The 13282-nt window shown below is 37.2% G+C and carries 11 protein-coding genes; all 11 read left to right on the top strand.

The window, feature by feature from the left end:
- Positions 1-10 precede the first annotated feature (10 nt).
- Entirely contained in the window at positions 11-1282 is a 1272-nt protein-coding gene (locus REB14_RS16775) for a condensation domain-containing protein (protein WP_309522754.1), read from the top strand.
- On the top strand, positions 1279-2532 hold the full coding sequence (locus REB14_RS16770; protein ID WP_309522753.1) for a phthiocerol/phthiodiolone dimycocerosyl transferase family protein: 1254 nt from the start codon (positions 1279-1281) through the stop codon (positions 2530-2532). The genes REB14_RS16775 and REB14_RS16770 overlap by 4 nt, the downstream gene beginning before the upstream one ends.
- Complete coding sequence (locus REB14_RS16765; RefSeq protein ID WP_309522752.1) at positions 2529-3077, top strand: hypothetical protein; 549 nt, start codon at positions 2529-2531, stop codon at positions 3075-3077. Before REB14_RS16770 ends, REB14_RS16765 begins: the two co-directional genes overlap by 4 nt.
- Before the next feature lie 209 nt (positions 3078-3286).
- The gene (locus REB14_RS16760) at positions 3287-4117 is read left to right on the top strand and encodes a helix-turn-helix domain-containing protein (protein ID WP_309522751.1); all 831 of its coding nucleotides are present in this window, start codon (positions 3287-3289) and stop codon (positions 4115-4117) included.
- Positions 4118-4163: 46 nt separating this feature from the next.
- Entirely contained in the window at positions 4164-4580 is a 417-nt protein-coding gene (locus tag REB14_RS16755; protein ID WP_309522750.1) for a hypothetical protein, read from the top strand.
- A 314-nt stretch (positions 4581-4894) separates the two neighbouring features.
- Positions 4895-5416, top strand: a complete 522-nt coding sequence (locus REB14_RS16750; RefSeq protein WP_309522749.1) for a hypothetical protein — start codon at positions 4895-4897, stop codon at positions 5414-5416.
- A gap of 75 nt (positions 5417-5491) precedes the next feature.
- Positions 5492-6295, top strand: coding sequence for a fimbrial biogenesis chaperone (locus tag REB14_RS16745; protein WP_309522748.1), 804 nt, complete (start codon positions 5492-5494; stop codon positions 6293-6295).
- Complete coding sequence (locus REB14_RS16740; protein ID WP_309522747.1) at positions 6288-7316, top strand: hypothetical protein; 1029 nt, start codon at positions 6288-6290, stop codon at positions 7314-7316. The genes REB14_RS16745 and REB14_RS16740 overlap by 8 nt, the downstream gene beginning before the upstream one ends.
- A 41-nt stretch (positions 7317-7357) precedes the next feature.
- On the top strand, positions 7358-10120 hold the full coding sequence (locus tag REB14_RS16735; RefSeq protein ID WP_309522746.1) for a COG1470 family protein: 2763 nt from the start codon (positions 7358-7360) through the stop codon (positions 10118-10120).
- A 135-nt stretch (positions 10121-10255) separates the two neighbouring features.
- Complete coding sequence (locus REB14_RS16730) at positions 10256-11824, top strand: type I restriction-modification system subunit M (RefSeq protein ID WP_309522745.1); 1569 nt, start codon at positions 10256-10258, stop codon at positions 11822-11824.
- 53 nt (positions 11825-11877) lie between these two features.
- Complete coding sequence (locus tag REB14_RS16725) at positions 11878-13083, top strand: restriction endonuclease subunit S (RefSeq protein WP_309522744.1); 1206 nt, start codon at positions 11878-11880, stop codon at positions 13081-13083.
- The last annotated feature ends 199 nt before the right edge of the window (positions 13084-13282 follow it).

The following is a 13282-nucleotide window of genomic DNA, read 5'->3' as shown; positions in this document are numbered from 1 at the left end:
GAATCAACACATGAAAAGAAAATTGTTATTTGGTGAACGCATGTTATTGGGAGACGGTACAGAACCCTTTAACGCGGTCATCCCGTTCAGACTGAGAGGTACTTTTACCTTAAAAGAGATCCAGCAGGCTCTGGCTCAAATTCAAAATAAACATCCATGGCTGAGAGCATTGATCAGCCATGATGAAAAAAATATTCCATGGTTTAATGTTCCTGAAAAACCGATTTCTATTCCTGTAAGAATCATCACCCGACAAAGTGAAGATCAATGGCAGGAAGAATCCAGGAGAGAATGGAACACCATTTTTAATTACGAAAAATTACCTCTGATCCGGTTTGTATGGATCAAAGGGGAAAACGTTTCTGACATGCTTTTTGCGTTCCATCATTGCTTATGTGATGGTGGTTCTGCAATGGCTTTTTTAAAAGAATTTCTTCTGGTACTGGATAATCCGGCTGCCGATATTGGAACAGAAAATCCAATCTTAGGCATTCAGGATGTTGTTCCCTCCCATATTCTGAACAGCCGCAGGCAGAAACTGAAAGCTAAGTTTATCGGAAGACTGGCTGCTACTGCAATCAAATGGATTCCGGTAGGTAAAAAAGCGGTGGAAAGACAGAACGACTACCTGATCCACTGGAAACTGGATGAAACCATCAGCAAAGAGTTAATTAATTACTGCAAATCCCAGGAAGTGACCGTCAATACATTTTTGAGCGCATCCGTATTGCAGGCATTTAAAAAAGTAAGAGGAGAAAAATCCTTCAACAAAGTTTCCTGTCCGGTAGATATCAGAAGATTTGCCAATCAGATTAAAGAAGATCATATTTTCGCTTTCGGGCTGATGATTGTGGTTTCTTCTGATGAAAAGCTAAGTTTTGAGGACAATCTAAGGACAATGCAGAAATCTGTGGAACAAAAGACCTCAAAGCTGAATCCTTACATCACAATGATGGTGATGGAATCCGGGCATGATGCACTGAAGAATTTTACCAGGCTGTTAAAAAACGGAAAGTCATCCAATGACTGTATGTTTTCCAATCTGGGAAGGATACAGATTCCTCATGAATACAAAGAGTTTACGGTGGAGACGATTTTCAGTCCGTCAGTCATTGGTCCATTAGGAAATACAACGACTCTTGTCGTCTCTACTTACCGTGGAAAAATGGATTTTTCATTCATGGGAAGCGAAGGATATTTGCCTTACACCGATGCTCTGGCAGTCCGTGAGGAGGTGATGCAGATTATACATTCACAACTGAAACAAATGGCAGTATCATGATCAAAAGACCTTTAATGATGGTGGAAAGGATCATGTATGTAGATCCTGAAACGCCTTTAAACTGTGTTTATACAGCAAGAATCAACGGGGAGATTCCCAAAGAAAATTTTAAAACAGCTTTAGTAAGAATTCAGCAGAAACACCCGATGCTGAGAGCCAACATTGATCATAACAACGGACGATATCCTTTCTTTATGGGACAGAGAGATATCGAACCCATTCCGCTTCGTATTGTAGAGCGAAAAACGGATGAGGACTGGTTCAAAGAATCTGAAAAAGGATGGTTCCAGCTTTTTGAAACTCCTAAAAAACCATTGGCGGAAGTAGTCTGGGTAAAAGGACAGAACACTTCCGAAATCCTTTGGATCATGCCTCACTGTATTTCTGACGGAACTACGGGAGTAACTTTAATGCGTGAACTTTTGAGTTTACTGGATAATCCTTATGCTCCTTTAATTCCTTATGTTGCTTTTGAATCTGTTGATGATTTTCTTCCTTCGGATTTTAATACGGGAATTAAAAAATACAAAGCCAGTCTTTATCTGCTGTTTGCCAAAATTTTCTTTGCCATCCAGCGAAAAAGTAAAAAGAGAAACATAGGAAAAAACTACGCGATTCACTGGAAAATGACACCGGAAGAAACCCAGCAGATCACTGAAAAATGTAAAGCCAACGGAATCTCTGTACATGCTTTACTGTGTTCTTCTGTAATGCAGGCATTCCGTGATGTTCAGGGAGACCGTGCCAAAGGTAAGGTGATCAGTCCTGTAGATGTGCGTCATTTTATTCCGGAAATTAAAGAAGATCATTTATTTGCTTTCGCCCCAACGGTAGAGCTTTCTGTAAAGAAAGACAACAAAAATGTGATGAGCAATGCCAAAGAAATCAAAAGGAATCTTATTGAGAAAATCAGTAAAATGGAAGCCCGTGAACTCCTGTGGATGGGCGAACATATGCATCCCATTGTGGAACGCATGATCCATATGCTGAAATCCAGCGAAGGCGGACATGATGTAACCTTATCCAATATGGGAAAGGTCAATATCCCGAATGATTATAAAAATTTCAATCTGGAAACGGTATTCAGTCCTACTGTGGCTTTCCCATGGCTGAACTCAAATACCTTAGTCACCAGTACATACAACCAGCAGATGGACTTCACCTTCATGTCCAATGAAAATTTTCTTCCCAAAGAGGAAGCTCATCTGATAAAAGATAAAGCCATTGAGCTTTTGACCACCTCTCTATGAAATTTAAAATAAAACCTCCGAAGCCTAAACCTATAAAGAAAACCACCCTCAAACGCTTTCTCATTAAGCGTACGATTTATTATGTCCTTCCGAATGTATTTTTTAATTTCATTATTGCTTATGCCAGTTTCAAAGAATTAGGCTACACGCATTTTTTCTCAGGAACCCAAAACCTGGCCCGTCTTACCCTGCCAATGGCCATTTTCCTTCCGGTGGTCCTTACCATTGATATCATCAAAAGAGTAACGGATGCCGCCAGTCAGGAAGCGATAGAGTTTACGGTAGATGAACAGCTGAATATAAAAAAACTGATGACCAGACTAAGCATCTTACATGGTTTGATTACAGGACTATTGGTATTATCCCTGCTCTTTATCGGGCAGTATAATTTCTCAAAAGATTATAAACTGGACGCCACAGCAATGGCAGTCGTGGTGGGAACATTGGCAGGAATTCTGTCGGTAATTTTTGTATATCTCCCGGTTTGGAGGTTGAGAAGATGGATGTGCAAAGTCGCATCAGTACCTGCAGAGGTAAACCCTTGATTTTTGGTTAAAAAACAACTACAGCACTGTATATCATTTAATTAAAATCAAAAAAAAGATAACGATACCCGGATGATCATGATATCACCGGGTATTTTTACGCAAAGACTGACTTAATTTTTTTCTTTAAAACTAGATATTTGGTAAATTTTTTATATTTATATCAAAAATTTGCAAGAATTTTTCTTGGACAGAATGACTAACAATGTATGTACAAAATAACGGATCAGTTAAAGAATATAGGATTCAGTATCAATCGTTTAGATTACCTTATCAATAGAAATAAAAACAAAAGAGAATTCAACACCTTAGAATATTTTTGTATCTATATCATTCTGGAAGATATCCAGTTAACGATAGACAATGTTCCTTACCCATTAAAAGGGGGAAATATTGCTTTCGTAGGACCACAAAAAAAAATAGTTTTTGGAGAAACCAAAAGATCAGATGTGTATTCAATTGCATTTTCATCCAGTTTTTATGAAAGATCAACCAAAGACAGCCTTTTTATCAATTCGCAGCTTTTTTATAATTATAATTCTGAAATATTTATTGCTCCTTTCTTCAATGCAGAACAGATGAGGATGATATTTCTGGAGCGCATGGAAAGTTTCCGGAAAAAGGACGAAAGCCTGTATATATCTGCTGCCCATAATGCCATTGAAAGGCTGATGCTGGATGCCCTTTTACATATTCCCACCGAAGAAATCAAAAAGGACATCAAATTTGACTATATGTACTATGTAAACCGGTTTAAAGTTCTTTTACAAAGAGATTACAAAAAGGCAAAGAAAGTGGCTTATTATGCGGAAGAACTTAATATTTCTTCAAGGAAACTTACCGAGATGACAGAGTATGTACTGGGCAAAACAGCCAAGCATATCATCATTGAAAAACTTATTATTGAATGCCGAAAAGCACTGAATTTTTCAAATTCCACCATCTCTGAAATATCTTATGATCTGGGTTTCAGCAATGAAGGAAATTTTACCAATTTCATTAAAAAACATACCGGAAAAAATCCCTCAGAAATGAAATAATTTGTATATTTACATAAGTAACCTTTTGGGGAAAAATACAGGTTATATGCTTGCAAAGTACATTATATTCATTTTGTTCTATTTTGCTATTACAAAATCATTTGCCCAGGCAGCAGACGGTTTAAGGCTTAATGTAAGGCTTTATCCGGTACAGATGCTCGCTATAGGCTCAGGATTTTCGGACGATGGGAATGAGTCTTCCTCCCGGGAAGTTCAGTCTGTGACCATCTCAAGTCCGACAGGGTTTCAGCTCAATGCAAAATATGATGAATATCACAGTACAATCGGTAATTCCGAAAGCAACAGAGAAAAGTTTGAAGAATATACTCTTATCAACCATTCTAAAGGAGTGGTTCAGGAGCAATATCCTATCCAACATGAGATTGAAAATGCAATGGAAAATTTAAGCGTTAACAGAAGTAACGACGAAAATTTTTTAATATTAACTCTAATTTCTCAGTAAAAAATTAAGCAAGGCCTGAAAAAATAACTATGCAACGAATAACAATCTTGCAATTTATTCATTCCCTATATATTAAGTAAAAAGAATGTTTAAGATTAATAAAACATTCTTTTTACTTTATGGTGATTTTATCAGCATTTAAAAGATACTTTTTATGTAATTATTCATAAAAAGTACTGATTGGTGCGCGCCTATTTCTCCGTAAAAATTCACAAATAATAAGTATCTTTTCACAAAGGTCCTGATGTTCTTTGTATTTACCTTTGCATCCGCAATTTTAAAAAAAATTAATACAAAAAAACGTCTTTAACCTTATGAAAAATTTTATCTTAGCATCTTTTGCTATCCTTGGATTCTCAACATTACAAGCACAAAATGTAACACTAAATGTCAGACTTAAGCCCATCCAGACTCTTGTTGTTAACAACGCTCAAAAAGTCGTTAATTTAGACTACATCACTAAAGATGACTATGCCAACGGTGTATCTTCTGTAAACGCAGATCACTTAAGCATTTACAGCACAGGAGGATTCCAGGTAAAAGTAAGAGGTGGTAACGATGTATTAGAGTATGGAGGTAAAAACATCCAGGCTAACAGCATCCAGATTAAAGCAAGCGCAGGTTCTGACGCTGTAAACGGTGCTCAATATGCTCAGAATGTACAATTATCAACTAACGAAGCTACTTTGGTAACTTCTTCTACCGGAGGAGTAGACAAAAAAATCAACATTGAATACAAAGGAGCCGGAGATAATAAGTACCTGAACAATTATATTGCCGGACAAGATCCTACAGTATACACTACTGAACTTACGTATACCATTATTTCTCAATAATAGATATCATTTTGTAATGATAAAGTGTTGTACCTACCACAGCACTTTATCAACACTTAAAAACTAATCTCCGTCATGAGCAGACTTTCTCTTCTCCTTTTCAGTCTTCTTTTCCTATCCTCTTTTCATGGATATGCACAAACAGGGGTTTCGGTTTCACCACCAAGACTGTATTTTGAGTCAGGAAACGGAAACAGCAATACCCAGACCATAACGGTAACGAATGTAAGTGCCAAAAATTCTCTGGACCTCGCTGTAAGTTTAGGAGACTGGGAATATGACGGCAAAGGTGAGAATGTAACGTATCCCGCCAATACGCTTCCCACTTCCTGCGCAAGTTGGGTTTCGGTCAAAAAAGAAGAAAATTACTTTACCCTGGCTCCCGGAGAAAAAAAAGATATTGAGGTAACTCTTACCGCTCCGAATGCGCTTTCAGACCAGCTGGCTACCCATACGGCCGTTCTGTACGTAAGCCAGATGAATCCGGTAGATGATGTGGATCATAAAGGAGCGAATATCAAAGTAAGCATCCGCTCAGGAATCAAATTATTCCATAAGCTGCCTGCAGCCAAAACAAAAAAACTTGAAATCCAGAATCTGGTATACGGAAAAACAACCAATACGATCAACCTCTTTTTTGAAAATCAGGGCGATATATGGGGAGACGGAAAAATATACACCGACTTTGTGAATACGCAAACCGGAAAAAAAGTATCGCTGGATCCCGTTATCTTTTACACCATGCCCGCAAACAAAAGGGAGATGAATATCCCTCTTCCGGCAAGCCTTGAAAAAGGAAAGTATACCGCTTCCGTCATGATTGATTATGGAGACAACAACAATCTGGAATTAGGAGAATTAAGTTTCAGCTATGAATAGTAAAAACTTCTTCTGTTTCTTTCTGTTGGTTTCCCTGAACTGCTTCTCACAGGTCAATTACAACTCATGGATAAACAGCTATCTGCAGATTAATTCCTACAGCGGAAATACCAATCCTGATGCTTATACCTTTACTCTGGCTGGTAATGGAGCGTTTAATATTCCTTACTGGAAAATATCCATGAAGCTGAAACAGCCTATCACTTCTACTGACGGAAATTATACGATGCCTGCCAACAAAATATCATTTCAGCCGGTTTCCACTTCAGGACAGGGTTATCCCGGACCTGTACCCACCATTCCTCAGATCGGAATGCCGCTGAATACTTTTCTTCAGGCCAACCAGGAAGTCTTTTTAATTCCTCAATCCAATGCAGCGTTGTACAATCAGCCGCCACAACCCAACGGCTATTATAACCTGCAGGTAAAATACAGCCTGACCGTTATGGGAGGATCTTATCTGGGAAGCTACCCTTCCTGGACCAGATTTAACGCTCCGGTACAGTTTACAGCGTATGACCAGTACAACAATATTATCGGCAGAGGAGATCACATTTTTCAGTTCCACATTGGGCCACTCAGCGGAAGTCCGACAGATGTACCTGAAATGTCGCTTCAGTTTTCCGCAAAAGCGGTCAACGGATCACTGGAATTCAAAAGCATGTCGGATTATGTCAACGGAGTAAGTGTCACTTATTCCAATGGACTGATCGTAAAAAGCAATACCAATTACCAGATTAAATTACGGTCTCTTCAGGGGCAGTTCAGCTCTCCGGCCGGAAACTACATTCCTTTAGGAACCGTAAAAATGAATCTCATCCCCGTTTCGGGAAACACAGGTAATGTATATCCTATCCTGCTGAGTGCTTCTCCACAGCTTATTGCAACAGGAGGCTCAACCGGAAGCTCCAGCCTGTATTACGATATCCGATATTCCACCAAAGCCAATGATGAAAGACTGATCAATACCAAATCGGAAGAATATTCCACCACCCTTCAATACGAGATTATCCCCCAATAACCATGCTTCAAGACCTGTTCAAAAAAATCTTTTTCATTTTTTTGATTTCGTTTCAGATATGGATTCCGGCACAGAACAGTTCCGGAGTAAGTCTTGATATCCGTAATGAATCCAGAACAGATAAAGCAGGTATTCTGGATCTGATCATCGTTCTTGACAATCAAAGCACAAATGATTTCAAAGGAAAAGTAAACATTACGATTCCTAAGGGCTTCAGAAATATTTCAGGAAACCAGCTTCAGGTCGAAATGAAATCCGGTGAACACCTTTTTTTACCGGTAAAAATTGTGGTCAGCAACAATGCCGTTTCAGGAGAATCCCGTCTGGGTTTCCGCCTTTCGGACCAGCAGAATAAAACAATGGCGGAAAAAGAAATGCCCTACACCGTCACTGAAAATAATGCCATGCGCATCACGGCAGAAAATCCTCTGATCTATGTAAATAAGGCTACCGATTCGGTAGAAGTAAGGGCAAGAGTTTCCAATCTTGGGAACAGAAAGCAGCACGTAACGGTTGTATTTAAAATTCCGGAAGCTGAGCAGGGAAATGCTTTTATAGAGAAAACAGGAAATATTGGTGTGCAGAAAGATTCAGTCTTTGTGTTCCGTTTTCTGCCGTCCGGAATCAGATCCCGCAGCACTCAGCTTTCCGTCAATATTGCAGGCTTCAGGGAGCCGGATAGAGAAATATTCGGTAATACCAGTGTCTCCATCCAGAATGTTTCTTCGGTGCAGCGCTATGAAGATATAGAATCCACCGCTTTTTCCAATTTTACGAGGAATACCATCACGGCAAGTTACCGACATGCCGGAGAAAACCTGGATATGTATCAATTGGTAGGTTCAGGAGGTTTTAATCTTCCGTCAGGATATATTTTCATCCGGGGAAATATCTATACCATGACGAACCAGAGCGATCCTGTTGTTAACAATACCTATCTGACCTATCGCCGCGAAAACAGTGAATTCACCATCGGAAACATCAACAAAATGCTGGAACTTTCCCTGTTCGGAAGAGGGCTGGAATATGCCTACACTTCTCCCGATAAGGATACCAAAATTGAAGCAGGTTTTGTAGATCAGACCTATAGCCTTATAGAAAGAAATTCATTTCTGAAGTATGGCTACGGGTTCTATACCAGAGGAACTCTTGAAGCCCAAAATGCGTCCCGCAATATTTCCGGAACATATATTTTCAGGGATGATCCTTACGAAAAGGCCAGACATCATGTAGCCGGAACAGATCTTCAGTATGCTTTCGGCAAAGACTGGAAAACCAATACCAAGGTGTATAGCGGACTGAGTTTCTACGAAAACAACCAGCCCGCTAAGCCTTCATTAGCTTTGGAATCCCAATATTCAGGAATGATAAAAAAGGTCAATCTGAACGGAAATTATTTCTACAGCACAGATTATTATCCCGGAAACCGAAGAGGAATTTTGCAGATCCAGCAAAATTTTTCCACCATGATTTTCAAAGACCATTATGTGTATGCCAACATTGTGGCTTCCCATTTTTCGCCTAAGTTCTACTTTTACGACAACACACTGAATTCAAGCAATATAAGACTGGATACAGGAATCAACTTCCCTAAAAAAGGGAATTTCGGGATGGGACTTGGCTATCAGTATCAGGAAGAAAATTCCAACTCTTATAATAATTTTTTCAATGCCCAGCCTTACGAGAATACGAAACAACTCAAAGCACAACGTTTTACGGAATATCTTACCTGGCTGAGCCCTGATAAACAGCATACCTCTATCCTGAGCATGGAGACAGGATGGGTACAATATCCGGACAAAGACAAACAGCAGTTCCAGATGAAAGTAAGCGGAACCTATGGCTACAAATGGCTTACTGTGAACGGTATTTATCAGCATGGAAGTTATTTCCTTTCCGAATATGCTTTTTCAAAAATGATGAACCAAAGCACTCCCTACAAAAAGCTTTCGCTTTCTGCTTTTGTCAATAAAAATTTCTTCAACCGTCAGTTGAATGTCACTTCAGGGGTTTCTTATACGGATGATGTTCTGTATGGAAAATCGCCTTCAGGCTTTATAAATCTCAAATATTCAAAGGAAAGATATGCCCTGTACCTGAACTCTTCCTACTTCAGTTATACTGCAGGAAGCTTCACCAATAACCTGTTGACCATCGAAGCTGGTGTTACTATCAACCTTAGAAACAGCACCCTTGATCCGGGTAAAAAAGGTGATATTAAAGCATTTGTCTATTATGACCTGAACGAAAATAATATCTATGATGAAGGCGATAAAGAAGCGGCAGGCTACCTTATTATGCTCAACAATATTTCATTTAAAACCGATCCGTCAGGTTCTATCAGCTACCGTTCTATCCCTTACGGAAAGTATGCCCTGAAACAGGTGATCCAGCAAGGCTGGTATTATGATGAAACCGAATTTACCGTAGACAAGCACCACTACTCTTTTGAAATTCCTCTTCATCAAAACGGAACGACCCAGGGAAAAATAACCTACGATTTTGACACCAAAACAGCAGTAGATTTCACACCCAAAGTCGGAGGTATTCTTTTCAATATTTACCGCAATGAACAGTTAGTACATCATATTATCACCGATGATAACGGAGAATTTGCCTCCTTCCTACCTTCCGGAAACTACAGGATTGAGCTGAACAAAAACTCCCTGCCTGCCAATACTTATTGTGAACGCTCTACTGATACCTTCAAAGTGGAAGCCGGGAAAATAGTGCAGCTGGAGCCTTTTGTGATTAAGGTAAGGGAGAAGGTGATCAGGGTGAAGAAGTTTGGGGGTAAAAATTAGCGTCAAATACAACAATCATCCGTCTATACTACAACACTTTATGATTAACATCATGATATTGGGTGAAATTTTTAGTTCTATTCTTTCTTTTTAATCCAAAATAAAATATCTTTAAAGTTTTTAATTAAGGATAAAATGTCAGAAGAACAGAAACGACAGTTACAACAGCAACTTTGGAATATAGCTAATACCTTACGTGGTAAAATGGATGCTGATGAATTCAGAGATTACATTTTAGGATTTATCTTTTACAAATATCTTTCTGAAAAAATTCATTTTACGGCAAACAAAATTTTATTAGATTCTGGAGAAGATATTGATTATAATGATGTTGATGAAAATTCTGAATCTGGAAAAGAAATTGTTGAGGCTATTTATGAAGAAGTTGTTGAAGATCTGGGTTATTTTCTAAAACCTTCCGAGCTTTTTAGTAATATTGCTAAAAAAGGACATCAGAAGCAGGAAGGTAAATCTAATTTCATCTTAGCCGAACTTTCAAAAATCCTTAATAATATTGAGCAATCTACTCTGGGAACTAATAGTGAAGATGACTTTGAAGGATTGTTTGATGATTTGGATCTTACTTCTGCAAAATTAGGAAGAACAGAAGACGAAAAAAACACATTAATTTCAAAAGTCTTATATCACCTTGATGATATTGATTTCAATTTATCAGATACTAACGCTGATGTTTTGGGAGATGCTTATGAATATTTAATTGCACAGTTTGCCAGCGGTGCGGGAAAAAAAGCAGGTGAGTTCTATACCCCGCAACAAGTTTCTACTATTTTAGCAAGAATTGTTACCAGTAGAAAATTACAATTAAAGTCTGTTTATGATCCTACTTGTGGTAGTGGATCCTTACTTTTACGTGTTGCCCGTGAAGCAAAAGTAAGTGACTTTTATGGTCAGGAAATGAACCGTACTACTTACAATCTTGCAAGAATGAATATGATTCTTCATGGTGTTAATTACAGTAATTTTGATATCCGTCAAGAAGATACACTTGAAAAGCCGCAACACCTTGATAAAACTTTTGACGCTATTGTTGCTAACCCTCCTTTCTCTGCTAAATGGAGCGCTAATGAACTCCATCTTTTGGATGAAAGATTTTCACAATATGGAAAATTAGCACCATCTTCAAAAGCAGATTTTGCCTTTATCCAGCACATGATTCACCATTTAGATGAAAATGGAATTATGGCAGTCGTTATGCCTCATGGTGTTCTGTTCCGAGGAGCAGCCGAATTAGTTATCCGAAAATATCTAATTAAAGAAAAAAATTATTTAGATGCAGTAATTGGTTTACCTGCCAATATTTTCTTTGGTACTAGTATTCCGACTTGTATTTTAATCTTTAAGAAATGTCGTGAAGCCGATGAAGATATTCTGTTTGTGGATGCCAGTAAAGAATTTGAAAAACAAAAAAATCAGAATGTGCTTCTCAATAAACATATTGACAAAATTGTTGACACATATCAAAATCGTACAGTAATTGAAAAATTCAGTCATAAAGCTACCTTACAAGAAGTTGCTGATAATGATTACAACTTGAATATTCCTCGCTATGTTGATAGTTTCGAAGAAGAGGAGGAAATTGATATTCAAGCGGTAATGGCTGAAATTAAACAGCTTGAAGCAAAGCGTTCTCAATTAGATGCAGAAATCGAAGTATATTTAAAAGAATTAGGCTTAGTAAGCTAATTTTTATTTTTTTTAATCCTTAATGTTTATAGCTATAACAATAAATGACCGAGATGACAAAAAAAAATAAAAGTGTGAAGAATTTTCCTAATTTACGATTTCCGGAATTTGAAGGGGAATGGAAAAATAAGAAACTTGGTGAAATATCTGACATTTATGATGGAACTCATCAGACACCAAAATATACGAGCAATGGAGTTAAATTTGTTAGTGTAGAAAATATAAATGATTTATACAATACTGATAAATTTATTTCAGAAAAAGCATTTGAAAAGGAATATAAAATAAAACCTAGAAAAGGTGATATTTTGATGACAAGAATTACTGCTGGGATTATAGGTGCGACAGCAATAGTGCAAAATGATAATCCTTTAGCATATTATGTTAGTTTAGCTCTTATCAGAATTAAAACTTCAGACAATATTAATTTTTTATCTCAAAGAATTGAGACTAAGGAATTTAAAAATGAATTACATAAACGAATTATTCACGTCGCATTTCCAAAGAAAATAAATTTGGGAGATATTTATGAATGTTCAGCGTATTTTCCTGAAATTTTAGAGCAACAGAAAATTGCATCTTTTCTTTCTTTAATAAATGAAAGAATTCAAACCCAAAAGAAAATAATTGAGAAGTTAGAAACCTTAATGAAGGTAAGCCGTACAAATATTTTTTCTCAAAAATTAAGATTCAAAAACGAACAAGGATATGATTTTCCTAATTGGGAAAAATTAAAACTTGGTGAAATTGGAAATTTTCAGACAAGTAGTATTGATAAACTTTCAAGGGAAAACGAAAATGAGGTCTATCTAGTAAATTATATGAACGTTTACAGACACGAAGATATAAATTCTAGTACAATAAAATCATTTCAAAAAGTAACTGCGAAAGAACAGCAAATTAGTAGTTGTAATTTAAAAAAAGGAGATATTCTTTTTACTCCATCATCAGAAACACCTGATGATATTGGTCATTCCGTTGTTATTTCTGAAAATCTTGAAAATGCTGTGTTTAGCTATCACTTGATGCGTTTTAGACCAGAAATTGAGATTGACATATTATATTCTCACTATTTCTGTAATGTCCCAATTGTTTTAAGTCAATTATCAAAGTTTGCAACAGGGAGTACTCGATTTACAATATCAGTTAAATCATTTTCTGATGTTGAGGTTAGTCTTCCAAGCTTACCCGAACAAAAAGTTATAGGTAAGTTCATTTCCTTAATCGAACATAAAATAGCAATAGAAAAACAAATTTGAGAAAAGCTATAGCTTCAGAAAAAATTTGTTTTATCTAATTTGTTTATTTGAAAAACGAAGCCTTGTCAAGGTTTAAAACCTTGACAAGGCTGGATTGAAAAGCTAGTCTCTTAAACAAAAAGATTTTGCAATAAATACTTTTTTTGATTTTCGTATTGAGTAAGCAATTCTGATTCTACATTGATTTTCTCATTTATAG

Origin of the sequence: Chryseobacterium metallicongregator (genome assembly GCF_031324065.1) — a bacterium.
In the GTDB taxonomy this organism is placed as follows: Bacteria; Bacteroidota; Bacteroidia; order Flavobacteriales; family Weeksellaceae; genus Chryseobacterium; species Chryseobacterium metallicongregator.
This window is presented reverse-complemented; position numbering and strand designations above follow the sequence as displayed.